Origin of the sequence: Bacillus sp. ES1-5, from assembly GCF_022487605.1 — a bacterium.
Lineage (GTDB): Bacteria > Bacillota > Bacilli > Bacillales > Bacillaceae_G > Bacillus_A > Bacillus_A wiedmannii.
Genome location: NZ_JAKVPU010000008.1, coordinates 132,347 through 149,469, shown reverse-complemented (window position 1 = coordinate 149,469; position 17,123 = coordinate 132,347). Strand labels below are relative to the sequence as shown.

The 17,123-nt window shown below is 35.2% G+C and carries 20 protein-coding genes; 12 read left to right on the top strand and 8 right to left on the bottom strand.

Annotation, left to right across the window (positions count from 1 at the left end):
- Positions 1-196: 196 nt before the first annotated feature.
- From MKO96_RS22685 to MKO96_RS22675, 3 genes are read right to left on the bottom strand one after another with little or no spacing between them, the layout of a single operon-like run.
- Positions 197-1,348 carry an ABC transporter permease gene (locus MKO96_RS22685; RefSeq protein ID WP_406655986.1) on the bottom strand — a complete coding sequence of 384 codons (1,152 nt, stop codon included), beginning with the start codon at positions 1,346-1,348 and terminating at the stop codon, positions 197-199.
- Between the two features lie 26 nt (positions 1,349-1,374).
- Complete coding sequence (locus MKO96_RS22680) at positions 1,375-2,049, bottom strand: ABC transporter ATP-binding protein (RefSeq protein WP_000609098.1); 675 nt, start codon at positions 2,047-2,049, stop codon at positions 1,375-1,377.
- Positions 2,046-3,152 (bottom strand): efflux RND transporter periplasmic adaptor subunit, encoded by a 1,107-nt coding sequence (locus MKO96_RS22675; RefSeq protein WP_240588763.1) that lies wholly within the window; start codon positions 3,150-3,152, stop codon positions 2,046-2,048. Before MKO96_RS22675 ends, MKO96_RS22680 begins: the two co-directional genes overlap by 4 nt.
- A gap of 211 nt (positions 3,153-3,363) precedes the next feature.
- Here MKO96_RS22675 and MKO96_RS22670 point away from each other — a divergent pair, with 211 nt between their 5' ends.
- From MKO96_RS22670 to MKO96_RS22655, 4 genes are all read left to right on the top strand, one after another.
- Positions 3,364-4,098, top strand: coding sequence for a YwaF family protein (locus tag MKO96_RS22670; RefSeq protein ID WP_240588762.1), 735 nt, complete (start codon positions 3,364-3,366; stop codon positions 4,096-4,098).
- 88 nt (positions 4,099-4,186) lie between these two features.
- Entirely contained in the window at positions 4,187-5,053 is an 867-nt protein-coding gene (locus MKO96_RS22665) for an ABC transporter permease subunit (RefSeq protein WP_240588761.1), read from the top strand.
- Position 5,054: 1 nt separating this feature from the next.
- Complete coding sequence (locus MKO96_RS22660) at positions 5,055-6,059, top strand: ABC transporter permease (protein WP_240588760.1); 1,005 nt, start codon at positions 5,055-5,057, stop codon at positions 6,057-6,059.
- Positions 6,060-6,198: 139 nt separating this feature from the next.
- Complete coding sequence (locus MKO96_RS22655) at positions 6,199-8,121, top strand: FtsX-like permease family protein (RefSeq protein WP_240588759.1); 1,923 nt, start codon at positions 6,199-6,201, stop codon at positions 8,119-8,121.
- 35 nt (positions 8,122-8,156) lie between these two features.
- On the opposite strand, the gene brnQ2 is transcribed toward MKO96_RS22655, so the two are convergent.
- The 4 genes from brnQ2 to MKO96_RS22635 all read right to left on the bottom strand — a co-directional run bounded on the left by brnQ2 (position 8,157) and on the right by MKO96_RS22635 (position 10,913).
- Complete coding sequence (brnQ2, locus tag MKO96_RS22650) at positions 8,157-9,473, bottom strand: branched-chain amino acid transport system II carrier protein BrnQ2 (RefSeq protein ID WP_240588758.1); 1,317 nt, start codon at positions 9,471-9,473, stop codon at positions 8,157-8,159.
- Positions 9,474-9,690: 217 nt separating this feature from the next.
- On the bottom strand, positions 9,691-10,260 hold the full coding sequence (gene cotJC / locus MKO96_RS22645; protein WP_000265281.1) for a spore coat protein CotJC: 570 nt from the start codon (positions 10,258-10,260) through the stop codon (positions 9,691-9,693).
- A 165-nt stretch (positions 10,261-10,425) separates the two neighbouring features.
- The gene (locus MKO96_RS22640; protein ID WP_048562473.1) at positions 10,426-10,689 is read right to left on the bottom strand and encodes a spore coat protein CotJB; all 264 of its coding nucleotides are present in this window, start codon (positions 10,687-10,689) and stop codon (positions 10,426-10,428) included.
- Positions 10,690-10,697: 8 nt separating this feature from the next.
- Positions 10,698-10,913 (bottom strand): spore coat associated protein CotJA, encoded by a 216-nt coding sequence (locus MKO96_RS22635; RefSeq protein WP_000343267.1) that lies wholly within the window; start codon positions 10,911-10,913, stop codon positions 10,698-10,700.
- Between the two features lie 108 nt (positions 10,914-11,021).
- Here MKO96_RS22635 and MKO96_RS22630 point away from each other — a divergent pair, with 108 nt between their 5' ends.
- From MKO96_RS22630 to MKO96_RS22610, 5 genes are all read left to right on the top strand, one after another.
- Positions 11,022-11,432: a VOC family protein gene (locus tag MKO96_RS22630; RefSeq protein ID WP_240588757.1), complete on the top strand. Its 411-nt coding sequence runs from the start codon at positions 11,022-11,024 to the stop codon at positions 11,430-11,432.
- 241 nt (positions 11,433-11,673) lie between these two features.
- Positions 11,674-11,955, top strand: coding sequence for a YkvA family protein (locus MKO96_RS22625; RefSeq protein ID WP_000733852.1), 282 nt, complete (start codon positions 11,674-11,676; stop codon positions 11,953-11,955).
- Between the two features lie 11 nt (positions 11,956-11,966).
- Entirely contained in the window at positions 11,967-12,572 is a 606-nt protein-coding gene (locus tag MKO96_RS22620) for a DedA family protein (protein ID WP_000435010.1), read from the top strand.
- Between the two features lie 98 nt (positions 12,573-12,670).
- Positions 12,671-13,039, top strand: a complete 369-nt coding sequence (locus tag MKO96_RS22615; protein WP_014893284.1) for a DUF3992 domain-containing protein — start codon at positions 12,671-12,673, stop codon at positions 13,037-13,039.
- 20 nt (positions 13,040-13,059) lie between these two features.
- Positions 13,060-13,398 carry a DUF3992 domain-containing protein gene (locus MKO96_RS22610; RefSeq protein ID WP_240588756.1) on the top strand — a complete coding sequence of 113 codons (339 nt, stop codon included), beginning with the start codon at positions 13,060-13,062 and terminating at the stop codon, positions 13,396-13,398.
- A gap of 63 nt (positions 13,399-13,461) precedes the next feature.
- Here MKO96_RS22610 and MKO96_RS22605 read toward each other — a convergent pair whose 3' ends face one another.
- Positions 13,462-13,881 carry an S-Ena type endospore appendage gene (locus MKO96_RS22605; RefSeq protein ID WP_240588755.1) on the bottom strand — a complete coding sequence of 140 codons (420 nt, stop codon included), beginning with the start codon at positions 13,879-13,881 and terminating at the stop codon, positions 13,462-13,464.
- A gap of 305 nt (positions 13,882-14,186) precedes the next feature.
- Here MKO96_RS22605 and MKO96_RS22600 point away from each other — a divergent pair, with 305 nt between their 5' ends.
- The 3 genes from MKO96_RS22600 to MKO96_RS22590 all read left to right on the top strand — a co-directional run bounded on the left by MKO96_RS22600 (position 14,187) and on the right by MKO96_RS22590 (position 17,115).
- Positions 14,187-16,649, top strand: coding sequence for a LamG-like jellyroll fold domain-containing protein (locus tag MKO96_RS22600; RefSeq protein ID WP_240588754.1), 2,463 nt, complete (start codon positions 14,187-14,189; stop codon positions 16,647-16,649).
- Between the two features lie 79 nt (positions 16,650-16,728).
- Positions 16,729-16,932 carry a hypothetical protein gene (locus MKO96_RS22595; protein WP_000391504.1) on the top strand — a complete coding sequence of 68 codons (204 nt, stop codon included), beginning with the start codon at positions 16,729-16,731 and terminating at the stop codon, positions 16,930-16,932.
- A 12-nt stretch (positions 16,933-16,944) separates the two neighbouring features.
- On the top strand, positions 16,945-17,115 hold the full coding sequence (locus tag MKO96_RS22590; protein ID WP_240588753.1) for a hypothetical protein: 171 nt from the start codon (positions 16,945-16,947) through the stop codon (positions 17,113-17,115).
- Positions 17,116-17,123: the final 8 nt, after the last annotated feature.

The following is a 17,123-nucleotide window of genomic DNA, read 5'->3' as shown; positions in this document are numbered from 1 at the left end:
AATAAGTCGAGGTATGGAAAAAATTACGTCTTGATTTTAGGTCATCACATATTATTTTTGCAATAATAGGATTCTATAATAGCTTTAGTAGGTTAAAATAATTAAAGATGTTGATAACGTGAAACATATATAATAGAAGAAACACGATTTAATAGATAAATAAAAAGCGTAGAAGTGTAAGCTCCTACGCTTTTGTTTATTCATATCGTAAACATTCAATTGGATCAAGTTTTGCAGCTTTGTTAGCTGGTAGTAGTCCGAATGCAATACCGATTAGCATTGAAATACCTACTGAAAGAAGTCCAAGTTCTTTTGAGATAACAAGTGGCCATCCAGCAAAGATTGAGACGATCCAAGCGAAGAAGATACCGAGCATGAATCCGATAAAACCACCGAGCCCTGTCAAAATACAAGATTCGATTAAGAATTGCGTTAATACTTTACCGCGTGTTGCACCAAGTGCTTTACGAATACCAATCTCACGTGTACGTTCTGTTACAGATACAAGCATGATGTTCATTACACCGATACCACCAACAAGTAATGAAATAGCAGCGATGCCACCGAATACCATTTTCATCATACCGATGGACTCGTCTAATTGCTTCGTAAATTCACCTAAATCTTGTGCTTCGAATTTATGCTCAAATTTAGGAGCTTTCATTTCGTTTAAAACAGAAGCAGCTTGTTTTTCTACACTTTTACGTTCTGCTGGCGAAGTTAATATTAATCTTACAGAGTCATACTCAGTTACTCCTGAGATTACAGGAGCGTTTTCAAGTGATGTATAACCTTCTGACATAGCCATTCCGAAATCATTTTTTGCTTCATACACACCGACTACTTTATATGGCTTTCCTTTTATATCAGTATATAAATTTGATTCCCAACCATTAAACAATTTGTTGAAAGCTTCTTCATTTAAAATAACAGCAGGAATTGCTTGCTTTAATTCACTATCATTTAATTCACGACCGTGAACTAATTTTATTTTCGCATCTGTCATGAAGGCGCCTGTTCCACCTTTTAAATCAAGAGAGACATCTTTTGAACCAGAAGATGCTTTTACTTTCATACTTACATCTGGATACACATCTTTAACACCAGGAACAGTTTGAAGACGTTTTAACATATCAGCTGTAATTTTGGCACTATCCGTTCCGTAATCAGGGTTGTTGTAGTAAATCGTTACTTCAGTATCTTTTCCTTGGCCTAACTCTTTTTTAAACTTTGCGTTTGTGCCATCACCCATTGAGATGATAGTAATAATGGCACTAATACCGATAATAATACCTAACATCGTTAATATAGAACGCATTTTATGGGCAAAGATAGAGGAAAGGGCCATGCGTATATTTTCACTCGTGTTCAAAATTAACCTCTCCAATCTTGGACGATATTTCCGTCACGAATTACAATTTGACGTGCTGCAGCTTCCCCGATTTCACGATCATGGGTAATCATAATGATTGTTGAGCCTTGTTTGTTTAATTCGTAAAAGAGGTCCATAATTTGTGTACTCGTTTTCGTATCAAGTGCACCCGTCGGTTCATCGGCTAAAATGAACTTTGGATTATTTACGATTGCACGTGCGACTGCGACACGCTGTTTTTGTCCACCTGATAATTCATTCGGTAAGTGAGTAGCACGATCAGCTAAACCTACTTTTGTTAAAGCGGCTAATGAGCGCTCACGTCTTTCTTTTTTATCAACTCCAGCGTAAATAAGAGGTAGCTCTACATTTTGAAGTGCTGTAAGTCTCGGTAATAACATGAAGTTTTGGAATACGAATCCGATCTCTTTATTACGAACGCGTGCAAGTTCTGTTTCGGACATGTTTGAAATATTTTGACCAGCTAGTTCATACGCACCTGTCGTTGGTTTATCTAAGCAACCGATAATGTTCATTAATGTTGATTTACCAGAACCAGATGGTCCCATAATAGAAGTGAATTCTCCCTGGTTCAATGTTACGTCAATGCCGTGTAATATTTGAACGGATTCTGCACCATTTTGGAATGATTTTGTGATGCCTTTTAAGTTAATCATTCAACGACAACCTCCATACCATCTTTTAAGTCTTTTTCAGGTTTAGAGATAATTTGTTCTCCTTTTTTCACTCCAGAAACTTTTGCTTCGTTATCAGTCTCGAATTCAACAGTAACTGCTTGTTCTTTCGCTTTACCGTCTTTTACAACGAAGACAACATTTTTGTCACCTTTTTTCACGATGCTGCTTTTCGGAACAATCGTACCAGTTGCTTCGCCAGATTTACTTGTTACGTAAACGTGGAAGCCGTTTTGTAATTCTTCACTATTATCTAATGTGACAGTGAATTGATAGTTAGAAACTGTTTTGTTTTCATCCATGCTCTTTAATGGTGTAGAACCGATTTCTGTTACTTTTCCTGTCCAAGTCTTACCAGCAACCGTTTTTGATGAAACAGTTACTTCTTGCCCAACTTTCATACTAGCAAGCTCATATTCAGAAAGTTGACCTTTTACTTTAAATGGACCAGCGTGACGAAGTGTAATGCCGCTCATACCTGTTTTTTCATCAGCAATTTTTACGATGTCATCAATTACGCCATCAGTAGGGCTCGTTACAGAAAGTGTGTTTACTTTTTCTTTTGCTGCTTTAATCATTTCATCAGATTTTTCAACTTCAAACTTTTTCATTTCAATTTGTGATTCTAATTGTTGTACTTCGATTTCTGATGCTTTTAATGCTTCAGCAGGAAGGCCTGCATTTTTATCTTTTTGTAATTTTTGTTTCGCTGCATCAATTTGTTTTTGGAACAATGTTACTTCTTTTTGTGCGATTTTCTTTTGCATTTCTGCTTCTGTTACACCTTGTTTCGCAGTAGGGTCATTATATTTAAAAAGGAGTTGACCCTTTTTTACTTCATCACCTTTTTTTACAGCTAATTCATACGTACCCTTTGTTGGATCAAATGAAATTGTTTCGATGCCGTTTGGAATGACTTCACCGCCAAATTTTTGCGCGTTTTCAATTTGTTTTTCTGTTACTTTATATCCGCTATATGCCATTGCTACTTCTGAACCACCGCCACCAGCAAATGCAAAATATGATCCAGCTGCAATTCCGATTGCTACTACACTAGTAATTAACACTTTATTTTTCTTCTTCATCTATTTATCACCTTTTCGTTCGTTTTAGTATCTACATTAAGTATAAAAGAGGTGAAGAATCTTACAAATCGTTTTAGCTTACAATAACCTTACAGTTTTGTAAGGTATGAATATGTAAATGTAAGGTAGAGCTTGTCCTAGTGTAAGCAAATGAATTGACTCGTCGTTTCTTTCTAACAATAATATTGTATGAAAGAGAGGAGGAGGCAAGATGGAAGCTTATTTTAGTGCGCATCCATTAAAACCATTTATTCCATACTCAAGGCAACACGTCCTTATATTATTTATTATGTTGGTGGGGATATTTTTTCTGTATCAATACCAAGATGTATTACGGCAAAGTGAGTGGAATATAACGGTTCGATATGCGATTGCATTTTTATTTATTGGGAGTGAAATTGGGCTCCATATGTGGGAATGGAAAGCGGGGATTTTTGAACTAGGCACTTCATTACCATTTGAGCTATGTACGATTAGTTTATTGTTAGCGTCGATTATGATTGTAACGAAAAGTTACCGCATATATGAGATTGTATTTTTTACAGGAATTATCGGTGCATCACAAGCTATGTTAACGCCGAACGTGCAATATGCTTTTCCGCATTTTCGCTTTATAGAATTCTTCGTTGCACATGTATTGCTCATTTGGGCGCCACTCTTTATGACGTGGGTAGAAGGATATAGACCGACCTTGCAATCAATTAAGCGTACGATGCTATTTTTAAACATAGTAATTCCAATCGTTTCTTTTGTGAACTACAAAACAGGTGGCAATTATATGTTTTTAGCTCGTAAGCCAGAAACTGCTTCATTACTTGATATGTTAGGGCCGCACCCTTACTATATTATTTCATTAGAAATAGCTGCGCTTATTGGATGTTTTATTTTGTATATGCCGTTTGCGAAAAGAGAAGGGCATGCGCATAAAGAATCACTAGGATCATAACCTAGTGATTTTTTTATTTGAATATTTACAATTCAGAAAATTAAGAATAAAATTAAGGGGTAAATTATATAAAGAGAGAAGGGAAAACGTGGTCAAAAAAGTTTTTCTGAATGGGATGGAAGTGACGGTTCAATTTATTATTTCGATTTTGGGTATTATTTGTTTAGGGGCATTGCCGAAATTATTTTACGGATTTGAGCTGCATGCATCAAGGTACATACAGAGTTTAAAAGAAGTGTTTGTGAACTTAATGGATATCTCCAATTTTCAATATGTGAGAGGTAAATTTTTATTTCCGCAGTTGTTCGTCCATTATAAAGAAACGATTGTTATTTTTTTAGCGGCTTTTTTCATTTCATTATTTGTAGCATTTTGTATTGTTTATGTCATTATGAGTAGTTCACCGCGTATACAACATCGCATTAAATCATTTCTCATCTTCCTAGAATCTATTCCAGACATTCTTCTTATTTTAGTATCACAAATTTTAGTTGTATGGTTTTTTAAAAGAACAGGTTTTTTACCTTTTCAAATTGCGTCAATTGGAGGCGAATCGATTAGAGGATTACCAATATTTTGTTTGAGTATCCCGACAACGATTTTGTTTGTAAAAATGTTAGTGCTTCGTTTTGAAAATGAGCTAGAAAAAGATTATGTACTATTTGCTAAGGCGAAAGGGCTGAATCGTTTTCATATTTTAAATCGTCATGTTTTACGAAATGTGTTGCTTAGTACACTTTTCTTTGCGAAAACGAATATCTTTTTTATGTTATCTAATTTATATATTATAGAATGGATTTTTAATACGGGTGGTATTTTTATGTTTTTGAAATCGTATGAGAGTATTAGGGTTGAGGTTTTCATCGTTAGTGTGCTGCTTATTTATATTCCGATTTTTATTTTGTTTAAATTGTTTCATTATCTCATTCCAGCTGCGATGAAGGAGAGACTATAATATGTGGACGTATATAAAACGCGATAAAAGATTTTGGATAAGCATTGGGTTTCTTCTCATATTAGTTCTTTTGAGCATTGGAAATACGATATGGAATGATGGACAGATTAAAAAAGTTACGTTGCAATATGATGCGGCTGGAAATCCAGAAGTGCCACCGTTTTCACCTTCATTACAATTTTTACTCGGGACAGACCGGAAAGGATACGACTTGTTACATTTAGTCATTGAAGGCGCAAAGTGGACGATTGGTATATCTATTTTAATTGCGGCACTTAGAATGGTAATAGGTGTGTTTTTCGGTGTCGTCCTCGGAACGTACATAAAAAGAGGATTTTCAAAAATCGAGGCTTTCTTTGATAGTTTTACAGTTATTCCGACAGTTATGATTGCGTATTTTTTTCTTCACTTTGCAAATGCATTTGGGAGTGGAGAGGAAACAACAACCTTTTTTGAAAGGGCTTCGTTTCAAGTTTTATTACTTGTAATGCTTGTGATGCCAGTTATTGCACTGTATGTTGCGAAGGAGGTTCGTAAGTTGAGAACCGAAGAATTTATTGAAGCTGCGTGCATATTAGGTGGATCGAGAAGGCACATTGTTATAAAGCATATTTTCCCGCATCTCTATATGACGTTTATACTTGTATTTTTTCAGCAGTTTACGCAAACTCTTACTATTTTACTGCACTTAGGATTACTGGAAATATTCTTTGGTGGAACAGTTCAGTTTTTAGGACCGATAGAAGAAATAGAATCTTACACGCATGAATGGTCAGGTTTAATTGGAGTCTATTTTAGATCATTAACAGTGAATCCGTGGATTCCGCTCGTTCCCATTACATTTTTTGGACTTACTATTTTTTCAGGAAATATGATTGTAAAAAGTATAGAAGAGGCGATGATGAAAGTAAGGTTAGGAGGAGAGATAAAGAAGACGGATGTAGAGGAGGAACAATATGCTGTGCAGTCAAAAGAAGAGCTATTTACTTTTAAGCATACGATGTGAAGAACCTAGGAAACTAGGTTCTTTTATTTTGCTATATTACAATATCGTAAGAGAGATGTAATGAAAATCGATAGGGGAGAAATACAATTTCGTATACACTTCATGTATAGAGAAATGCGAGAGCGGGTGAAGGTGTACGATGGATTTTTTAGAAGTATCAAAACGTAGTATAAAACGAAATATGAAAGATTATTTTCTATACTTTATTTCATTAGTAGGCAGCATTATTATTTATTTTACATTCGTATCGATTAAACGAAATGAAAGTGTAGTAGCTCTTTTAAAAGAGTCGGATAAAGTGGAAACGACATTTACTTTTGCACAAATATTATTGATTATCTTTTTAACGACATTTATTTTTTATTGTAATAGCTTCTTTTTGCGAAAGAAGAAAAAAGAAATTGCGCTATACAGTTTATTAGGTATCCGTAAAGAAGAAATTGCGAAGTTACTTTTTTATGAAACTTTATTAGTTGGTGCAGCGGCAAGTGTGTTAGGTATTCTTGCTGGTTTATTTATAGCGAATATGTGCGCGGGGCTTCTTGTGAAGTTAATGGGAAGTGCGTTTACTTTTACATTTACGATTTCATTTTTATCTATAGTAGAAGTTCTTATAACGATAGGTGCAATTTTCTTTATTGCATCATGGAAAAGTAAAAAGTTAATTTATGAGCATCGTTTAGTTGAATTACTATATGGTGAAAATCAGAAAGAAGAGGCACCTACGTATTCAAGTAAGAAGGCAAAACGAGCGATTGTTTTATTAATTACAGGTTATACCATTGCGTTACTTACACAAATCTTTGGGTTTGGAGCCATTTTTATTACAGGTCTACTTATTTTTGGTTGTATTGTAAAAGGTACGTTCTTACTATTTGAGCAATATACAGTGAAATCACTCCATAAAATAAAGGGAAATAAAACGAAATATTGGAATGGAACGAACATTTTATCGATTTCTTCATTATTCTTCAGAATAAAAGGAAACGTAAAGATGCTTGCGCTATTATCTTTATTAAGTGCGGTAACACTTTGCACAATTGGTATAAGTTCTAGTATGTATTATGGAGCGCAGAAAACGGCGGTATTAATGAATCCAGTTAGTTATGAGTATGTAACAACTGGAAAGGAATTAGATAAGAAGGTTAGGGAAGAAATTCAAAAACATGAGTTAGGAATTAAAAATGAAATGTCTATAGCGATGCTCTCTATGCAAGGGAAGATAGATGGAGAACAAATATTAACTGGGTACTTAATAGGTAATGGCAATGTACAAATTATAAAAGTGACAGATTATAATAAATCGGCTTCTATGTTAGGTAATAAACAAGTTATTCTCGGTTCTGAAAAGGAAGTTGTTTTATTAGATCCGTATAAGTCGTATAACATAGAAAAGAATTCGCTTGAAGGAAATAACGTGTCCTTTGAAGGGATGAAGAGTGGTTTAACAATCGTTGATCACCGCGAAGAAACAGTTGTTAGTGCGAAACTTGCACCAGTGGGGCTTGTTGTTCGAGATTCGCTATTTAATAAGTTGCAGCAAGGAAAGGATGTTTCAACAGTTAGCGGATTTATTGTAGAAGGAAACGGTAATAGAGAGCTAACGAAAGAGCTAGGGACAATCATTCCTAAAGAAGTGAAATTCCAATCATTTGAAGAGGCGAGCCAATCTGAATTGCAAGATGGTGCAGTATTATTATTTGCTAGTATATTTTTAGGGATTGTCTTTATTCTTGCAACAGGTTGTATTTTATACTTTAAACAAATAACAGAAGCGATGGCAGAGCGACCAGCGTACGCAATGTTAAAGAAAATTGGACTAACGAAAAAGGAAGCAACAGAGTCTGTAAGAAAGCAAGTAGGTGCAATATTTTTAATACCATTACTCCTTGCGATTTGTCATACATTCTTTGCATTTCTAAGTTTGATGGGCTTTACAGGTATGTTTGAATATAGTCTTCCTTTATTAGGCAGTATAGGGGTGTATATCATCATTTACTTTGGTTACTATATGTTAACGGTTCGTTCGTACACAAATACAGTATGTAGCGATAGAAAATAAAAAAGAAGCAAGCATGAATCCATGCTTGCTTCTTTTTATTTTGTAGAAACTTCACCTTCAGCTTCTGTTTGAGGAATATAGTATCCGATTATACCACCGATGATTGCTGGAATAATCCAGCCGATTCCTAAGTTATAAAAAGGAATGGTGTGTACGATATTAGCGATAAAACTTGGTATCAATTCCACATTATCAAGTGCATGAATACAGCTAATAATGAATGCTGCGAGCATTGCTCCAATGTAGACAGAAGGTTTACGTTTCGTATATTTATCAATAAATGATACGAAAATTAAAATGATTGTAATTGGATACAAAATGATTAATACAGGTAATGTAATTTTAATTAATAAGCTTAATCCTAAGTTTGAAATCACGAAGCTAAAAATACAAACGTATAGTACGAGTTTCTTATATGAAACATTTGTTAATACTGTTGCGAAATAGTTGGCGAATGCACTTACAACGCCAATTGCTGTCGTTAAACAAGCGAAGATAATGGCGATACTTAATAAAACATTACCGCTTGTCCCAAAGAATTGATACATAACAGTAGCTAATAGTTGACCACCGTTTTCGAATTGTCCTAAGTTGCCGTTTGAAGCGCCGATATAACCGAGTAAGAAATAAACAATTGTTAAGAATAGAGCTGCAATGCTTCCGCAAATAATTGTATATTTCGCAATTGATTTCTTCTCTTGTATACCGTTTTGGCGAATTGCATTTACAACAATTGTTGATAATACAAGTGCTCCAATTGCATCTAACGTTAAAAATCCTTCAAGAAATCCTTTGAAAAATGGAATTTCTTTATAGTCACCAACAGGTTCTGCAAACGTTCCTGGTGAAAGAATCGCTTTTGTTGCCATAATTGCAATAATTCCAAGTAAAATTGGCGTTAATATTTTTCCAATATGATCTACTAATTTTGATGGATTTAATGATAAGAAGTAAACGACTGTAAAGAAAATCGCACTAAAGATTAACATAGAGTACCATTGGTCCGGGAAAAGTGGTGCAATCCCAATTTCGTAAGATACAGATCCAGTTCGTGGAATAACAAATAGTGGGCCGATTGAAAGATAAATAATGATAGCGAATAGTGCTGCGAATTTTGGATGAACACGGCTTGCTAAAGTGTTGAAACTACCACCGGCAAGGGCAACAGCGACGATAGCTAGTAAAGATAAACCGACGTCTGTAATAATAAATCCTGTAATGGAAATCCACATATTTTCTCCAGAAGAAAGACCGAGAAGGGGCGGGAAAATCATATTACCAGCACCGAAGAAAACTGCGAATAGTAATAAACTAATCGAAAGTATTTGCGCTGGTTTTAAAGTTGTACGCATATAAAGAAAATCCTCCTAATGAGTGTTTTTGTCGAAAATTCAAATAATTTGTCGAGTAACTGTTACTATTTTAAAGGTCTGATGACTAGAAAGCAATAGGGAATTTTGAAAATATTAAAAAATAATGCATTAAATCGAATAAATATACTATTTATATCTTTAATAGGAAGGATTTAACTTTTAACATAAAAAAACACATATCGCTAGGATACGTGTTTTAAAAAAATATTTTTTTATCACGTTCTTCTTTTAAAATTTCAACTGCTTCTCGGAAACGTTGTGAATGGACAATTTCTCGTTCACGTAAGAAGCGTAAGCTGTCATTTATGTCAGGATCGTCAGATAAATCAATGAGCCATTGATAAGTTGCTCTTGCCTTTTCTTCAGCAGCAATATCTTCATATAAATCTGCAATAGGGTCTCCTTTTGCTTGAATATAAGTAGCAGTAAAAGGAACACCACCAGCATTATGATAAAACAAAGCACTATCATGATTAGCGTAATGTGCGTCTAATCCAGCAGCTTTCATTTGCTCTGGTGTTGCATCTTTTGTTAATTTATAAATCATTGTCGCAATCATCTCTAAATGTGCGAATTCTTCTGTACCAATGTCGGTTAGTAAGCCAACGACTTTGTCAGGAATTGTATAGCGTTGATTTAAGTAGCGAAGAGCAGCAGCCAGTTCGCCGTCCGCACCGCCATACTGTTCAACTAATAATTTGGCGAGTGCTGGATTACAAGTACTCACTTTAACTGGATATTGTAATTTCTTTTCATAAATCCACATAGTCTCTCTCCTTTATCCCGCATTAACGGGCAGTAAGACCCTCAGCCAAAAAGTCAGCCAAAGCGAAGAAGTTAGGTGGGAAATCAACTGCCCGTAAAAGCCCGATTGGTGAAGGCTGATAATCAGTGGGAGATGAACAAAACCCCCATTGATTAAAGTTTCACTTTATATTTGCCATGGCCATGGTCCTTTGCTCCATTCCCATGGAGCATTAGAATAACTATTTCCAAACTGCTGAAGTGGCCCGTATTTTTGTTCGATTTTTTGTTGTAATACTCTTCGTTTATAGGAGAAATCGTTGAATTGATTTATAGCTGCAGTATCGTTTGGGTGCGTATCTAAATAGAGGGTAAGTTCAACTAATACAAAGTCTAGTTCTTGTAGTTCTTCAATCCATTTGTAATATTCATCAGGCAATGTCTGTGTCACGTTTTTATTCACCGTCCTTTTTTGTAAGGATTTTCATAAAAATCATAAAAAGCAGGCCACAGAGTTCCTTTTCGTAAAGCTTCTTTTGGTGGGAATTGTGGTAGGTTAGGTGGTTGAAAGCCCATAAATAGGTGTGGGGGAGTTGAGTAATATTTTTTTCCAATTGGAGGGCAAGGGTCGTTTGGGCCATGGAAAGGTATGTAGGATTTCATAAATTCATCCATGTTACACGCCTCCTTTATAAATGAAATATTCATCACTATGTATTGTATTCGTACATAATTGCAAATTATGACTCATATAGAAAACTAAAAGGAGCAGGGGGAGTGCGGATGGAAAGTGTTACGACATGTATTGTTTTAGAATCTAAAAACTTAAAGGAAACATTATATTTTTATGAAGGAATTCTAGGGTTTCAACCGAGCAAGGAGAGGCCGCAAATACGTGTAACAGGTGTGTGGTATGATATCGGTTCAACGAGAATTTGTTTTGTTGTAAATAGGGGACTGGGAGAACATAGAGAGACAGTTATATCATCAGTGAAAGAACTACTGTTAAAAACTACAAATATCGAGCGGTTAAAGAAAAAGTTAGCATTTTATCAAATATCATTTGTAGAAGAGCACCATGGTGAAGAAGTTAGAATAATATTTCATGATCCAGATGGTTATACACTCCAATTCCTTTTCATAGAGAACAGGGAAGAGAGCCTTTTACAATGTAATAATCTGGATGTCGAATGAAAAAAATATTGACAAGCTTAGGCAAATATTTTAATGTGATTGTATAAAACTGTGTATATAAAGGGGAGTAACTTATTACAGTAAAGTCGTCATTACAGGGAGAAACCCTCGGCTTTATTGGCAACGTTTCGTTGTTAGTGAGACCTTTACCAGCAATGGTAAAGGCCCCTTATTGTCTTTTTTAGGACCCTTACCATATTTGGTAGGGTCCTTTTTGTATACAAAGAGAGGAGAAATAAAAATGAAAAAACTTATTAGTAGATTAAGAGTTGTATTTCATGTTCGTCGTTTCGTTCCATTCCTATTTGACTTTTTTACTTCAAAAGAGGTTTCAATAAAGAAGAAAATTTTATCTGTTGCTTTTTTAGTTGGGTATGTTGCGATGCCGCTTGATTTAATTCCAGACTTCCTGCCGTTTATCGGTATTTTAGATGATATTGGAATTGTGTTATTCATTTTGAACAGAATTGTAAAAATGGCGCCAGTGCAATTGCAAGAAAAGCATAACGTAAACGTAGGATAGGAGTTGAAAATATGGAGCAAATTATTTTAGATATAATCGAGTTTTTAAAGCAGTTTTCTTATTTTGGAGTTGTGTTAGCATTAACGTTTGAATTTATTCCAGCAGAAGTCGTTTTGCCTATGGTTGGATATTGGGTATACGAGGGAGATATGAATTTTTGGCTAGCTGTATTAGCTGGGACACTGGGGGGAACGACAGGGCCGTTAACGTTATACGCACTCGGTTATTACGGTGGCCGTCCTCTATTAATAAAATACGGGAAATACTTCTTTATTAAAGAAGAACAAATTCAAAAAGCAGATGATTTCTTTGAGAAGTATGGGCCAGTTGTAGCGTTTGTTGGACGCTTTGTGCCGGGAGTTCGAACTCTTATTTCCGTTCCTTGTGGTATGGCGAAAATGAACATATGGAAATTTAGTATATATACATTTGTAGCAATGTTCCCGTTAACGACTTTGTATATTTATTTTGGAATGAAATTAGGTCCACATTGGGCAAAGGCTGCGGATGTTGTTGGGCAATATATGCTACCGATATTACTAGTCGTGGTTATTGTTGTAGGTGGTATTTTAATCTATAAATTTATGAAAAAAAGAAACAGAACGGAATCTATTTAGTCATTTGAATATTTTTTGAAAATAATTGAATAGTACAGGCAAAAGACTCTGAGGGACATACACATATAGGGAATATAAAAGAGAGAGGGGAAACAACTATGTCTTGTGAGTGCTCAGGGTCAGCTTTAACTTGTTGTCCAGATAAAAATTATGTGCAAGATAAAGTGTGTAGTCCGTGGTCAGGAACTGTAGTAGCGACTGCTATTACGAATGTACTGTACAACAATAATATTAATCAAAATATGATTGGAACAGGGTTTGTTCGATATGACGTCGGACCTGCTCCGATCACACTGACAGTTTTAGATGCAGCAGGAGCTACAATTGATACACAAACATTAAACCCAGGAACAAGTATAGCTTTTACGTACCGTCGTTTTGTGACAATTGAAGTCATTTTACCTGCTGCAACAGCTGGAACATATCAAGGGGAGTTTTGTATAACTACACGTTATCCACTTTCATAATAGAAAAGGAGAGGGCTAAGATGTACAATTCTAACTTATCATGCTGTTCCAGTAAAACACTTGTTCAAGATCAGGTATGTATAGATTGGGCTGCTACTGGTGCGGTAACTGAAACAGTGTATACGAATAATATTACGCAAGATTTATATGCATCAGGTTATGTGAAATATGATGTAGGTACAGCTCCAATTACGGTGAATTTTTTAGTAGGAGCGACAGTGGTGAATACAATTACTGTACAACCACAAAGCAGTGGATCATTTACAGTAAGGTACTTTACTACAATTCAAATTGTAATAACAGGAACGGGAGTAAGCCAAGGACAATTATGTCTGACAGTACGTTATCCAATTTCATAAGAAAAAGCATACCGTAGTGGTATGCTTTTTTATATAGTTTGTAAGTTGAGGTCATAAATGATTTTATAAGCAAAACGAGAATTGACAACAATATTTTCCTTCTATATATCGAGTTGGGTTAGTTGGAATATTAATAATTGTCACAGATCGTAATGATTGACCTGTATATGACATTGTGTTGCCAGGATAGACAGTAAAAGTATTTGTCACCTGTCCAATAATTTGAACCGTAACTGCTTCAGTACTACTAGTGCTATTATACACAGAAACGGTACCCGATATTTTAAGTATACCATCTCCTTCCCATAAGGTTAATGTAGGACTTTTAGAAGGCGGTGGAATTTCTTTTGTTATGAAAAAATTACCAGCGAATTCATTGGTGACTAATTCACAAGATGGTGGATTTGGAGGATCAGGTGGATCATAGGGAGGGCAAATGATAGATAAAGGGGCATAACAGCCGATACTTTTTTTACAAGCCATTAATAGCTCCTCCCTTCATAGTTTCTTTTTATTACTATTAAATGTTGTAAAACGATAGTTGTGTTAATAAAGAGGCGGAAAATTTCAGGAAAGTTTGTTTAATAGGCTTCCAATTCATAATAATGAATAAGAGTCTGTTAGACAAAAGGTGGTTGTATAAGATAATACAAGTAATGTTGGATGTCACGGAAAATTGACTGTATATTTACAAAAATTAAATAAATTTTATTTTCACTTTAAACGAAGTTAATATGTGTTCGATACAATAACCATTGTAATTAATTTATTATATGAGGAGGATTTACGTGGAAAGAACAGCTTTACGAAAAGTAAAAGGTCTTATTGGATTATTAATGGTTTTTGTATTAGCATTCGTATCATTTCCGTGGAGTACGTCAGTCAAAGCGGAAGAGAAAAAGCAAGAAAAGGCACCAAGTGAGAAGAAGATAGTTTTTCCAGTTGTAAGTGATGTACATATTAAAAATAGTGGAACAGATGATACGTTTCGCTGGAAACGAGCAATCGAGCAACTTAATACACTTGCACCTAAACAAGATGCGTTCGTAATTGTGGGAGATTTTACTGATTCAGGATCGGTACAACAATATGATCGTTTTATGCAAGTATATAATGAAAATGCAAATAAAGATGCGGTACGAATGAACTCTCTTGGTAATCATGATTATTGGAATGGTTTATCTGTAGAAGGAGCACAGAAGCGTTTCTTAGAAAAAACAGGAATGAAATCAATTTATTATCATAATGTGGTAAAGGGTTATCATTTCCTTGTTATGTCTCCAGAGGATGGAACAACTCATGGATATTATTCGGACAAGCAAATTAATTGGTTAAAAGAAGAGATGGCAAAGGCGCAAAAAGATGATCCGGAAAAACCTATTTTCGTATTTTTACATCAGCATATTAAAGATACAGTATACGGTAGCCAAGAATGGGGAACAAAAGATAGTGCGAAAATTAATGAGGTATTAAAACAATACCCACAAGTTATTACGTTTTCTGGCCATTCACACTATCCGCTAGATGATCCAAGATCGATTCACCAAAAAGACTTTACATCAGTTGGCACATCTTCAGTAAGTTATATGGAGGTTGAAGGTGGTAAAGTACAAGGAAATATCCCGTCAGGAGCTAGTACATTAAGCCAAGGTTTATTAGTAGAAGTAGATGATAAAGAAGTAACGATTAATCGCCGTGATTTCCATACAAATTCTTGGACAGGCGAACCGTGGAAAATTCAGTTGCCATCAAAGAAAGAGACATTTACACATGTAGAAGATCGTGATAAAGAAAAGCCTTACTTTGCAAAAGATGCGAAGTTATCGGTATCAAATGTAACAGAAAATGCAGCAACAGTAACATTCCCACAAGCGCTGGACAATCTTCTTGTTCATTCTTATCGTGTACAAGCGAGAGATAAGCAAACGGGAGAAATAAAGAATAAATTGTTGGCATTCTCAGAGTTTTATCGTGATCCAGTGCCGAAAGAACTGACATTTACGCTTGCAGGACTAGATGGCGGGAAAACATATACACTGGAAGTCGTTGCGATTGATTCATTCGGAAATGAAAGTGTACAACCATTAACGGCAGAAATTACTACGAAAAAAGATAATATTGACCCGAATGTGAAAGTACCAAAGGCGGATGTTTTTGATGTGAACTTTGCAGATGGTACATTTAAAGACAATTCATCATTTGGTACAAAAGGTGATGTTAAGGGTAATGTGACTATTGAATATGATAAAGCATTGAAAAAGAATGTTATGAAGCTAAACGGAAAAGCAAATACATTTGGATATCTTCCGTTTTCAGCAGCACAAAAAGAGAAAGTAGCAAATACGTTTACGTTAGAAACTGTATTTTCAATGAATGAACTCCGCGGACAAGGTATTTTACAAAATACAGAGAGTGGCGGAATTGGTTTTGAATCTACAGGAAGTGGCTATGTTGAATTATGGGCTCATATTGGCGGTAGCTATAAGCGTGTTGGGGTTCAATTAGCGGCAAACAAAACGTACCATTTAACTGGAACGTATAATGGAAGTGAAGTAGCTATTTACGTAGATGGTAAAAAAGTAAATAGCCAGCCAGCTACAGGGAAAGTATATCACCCGAACGTACCATTTGCACTTGGTGCAGATCCAGATAGCAACGGGAATGGTGGTATTCCGTTAAATGGACAAATTGCGCTTGCGAAATTATATAGTAAAGCGTTAAGTTCTTCAGAAGTATTAGCAGCATATAATGAGTTTTCTAACCGTACAAAGTTAGAAGAAGTAAACGCTTTATATGAAGAGCTTGGGAAAGTAAAAGAAGTATTAGCTGGTACGTATGAGTTTGGTGATAAGCCAGGTCAATACTCAAAGGAAGCATTTCAAGAATTAGAGAAAAGCTATAACGCTGCAAAGCAAGCTTTTGAAAATGTAGGAAGTACTGGAGAGCAAATCGTTCAAACGTATAACGAATTAAAAACAGCTAATGTAACATTTGTACAATCAAAAGTGGCAGAAGAACAACCGAAAACACAGAAAGAAAAATTACAAATCAATATTGAATCTGCAAAAGCGTTAGTGAAAAAAGCGCAAGCTGCAAATGTAACAGACGGTTCAGTGAAATCATTGAGTCAAAAAATTACAGTGGCAGAATCTGTGTTAAAAGATTCGAAAGTAAAAGATGCACAAGTAGAAACGATGAATCGTACGATGGAATACGCGATTTCACTCGTTGAAAAAAGTATAAACAAATAAGAGAGAAGAAAAGAAGCTTATCATGATAGGCTTCTTTTTTGTTATACTAAAAATAGTATAGAATGAGGGAGCGAATAATTTGGAAGAGAAAAAGCTAAAAAGAATTCTTGAATATGTATGGATCGCGGTTGTGCTCCTTGTAGGATATTATTTCTTAAAAGAGAAAAGTATATGGGTTTTATTTTTAATGACGTTTTTATTAGCGGGTTTAGGCACGTTATTTATTAATTTCTTCTTTGATAGTCTAAATGCATGGAAGAAGAAAAAGAAGGGAACGAAGTAAAGGAGGGAACATATGCAAAAGTGGAAGCTCATATATCAGGTGATTATTTTCGTAGTGCTTGTAGGTATTGGAATTGTTAAATACTCAACGCCAATAGGAAATTGGGCATCGTTTACAGCTTGCATCGGCATATTTTTCATTTTACAATCGTTAACGAAAAAATATAATAGTACAGAAAGATAGCTCGCCGT

Coding starts and splice junctions, on each gene's coding strand:
- MKO96_RS22685 (WP_406655986.1), bottom strand. CDS start 1,348: ATGGCCCTTTCCTCTATCTTTGCCCATAAAATGCGTTCTATATTAACG.
- MKO96_RS22680 (WP_000609098.1), bottom strand. CDS start 2,049: ATGATTAACTTAAAAGGCATCACAAAATCATTCCAAAATGGTGCAGAA.
- MKO96_RS22675 (WP_240588763.1), bottom strand. CDS start 3,152: ATGAAGAAGAAAAATAAAGTGTTAATTACTAGTGTAGTAGCAATCGGA.
- MKO96_RS22670 (WP_240588762.1), top strand. CDS start 3,364: ATGGAAGCTTATTTTAGTGCGCATCCATTAAAACCATTTATTCCATAC.
- MKO96_RS22660 (WP_240588760.1), top strand. CDS start 5,055: ATGTGGACGTATATAAAACGCGATAAAAGATTTTGGATAAGCATTGGG.
- MKO96_RS22655 (WP_240588759.1), top strand. CDS start 6,199: ATGGATTTTTTAGAAGTATCAAAACGTAGTATAAAACGAAATATGAAA.
- brnQ2 (WP_240588758.1), bottom strand. CDS start 9,473: ATGCGTACAACTTTAAAACCAGCGCAAATACTTTCGATTAGTTTATTA.
- cotJC (WP_000265281.1), bottom strand. CDS start 10,260: ATGTGGATTTATGAAAAGAAATTACAATATCCAGTTAAAGTGAGTACT.
- MKO96_RS22635 (WP_000343267.1), bottom strand. CDS start 10,913: ATGGATGAATTTATGAAATCCTACATACCTTTCCATGGCCCAAACGAC.
- MKO96_RS22630 (WP_240588757.1), top strand. CDS start 11,022: ATGGAAAGTGTTACGACATGTATTGTTTTAGAATCTAAAAACTTAAAG.
- MKO96_RS22625 (WP_000733852.1), top strand. CDS start 11,674: ATGAAAAAACTTATTAGTAGATTAAGAGTTGTATTTCATGTTCGTCGT.
- MKO96_RS22620 (WP_000435010.1), top strand. CDS start 11,967: ATGGAGCAAATTATTTTAGATATAATCGAGTTTTTAAAGCAGTTTTCT.
- MKO96_RS22615 (WP_014893284.1), top strand. CDS start 12,671: ATGTCTTGTGAGTGCTCAGGGTCAGCTTTAACTTGTTGTCCAGATAAA.
- MKO96_RS22610 (WP_240588756.1), top strand. CDS start 13,060: ATGTACAATTCTAACTTATCATGCTGTTCCAGTAAAACACTTGTTCAA.
- MKO96_RS22605 (WP_240588755.1), bottom strand. CDS start 13,881: ATGGCTTGTAAAAAAAGTATCGGCTGTTATGCCCCTTTATCTATCATT.
- MKO96_RS22590 (WP_240588753.1), top strand. CDS start 16,945: ATGCAAAAGTGGAAGCTCATATATCAGGTGATTATTTTCGTAGTGCTT.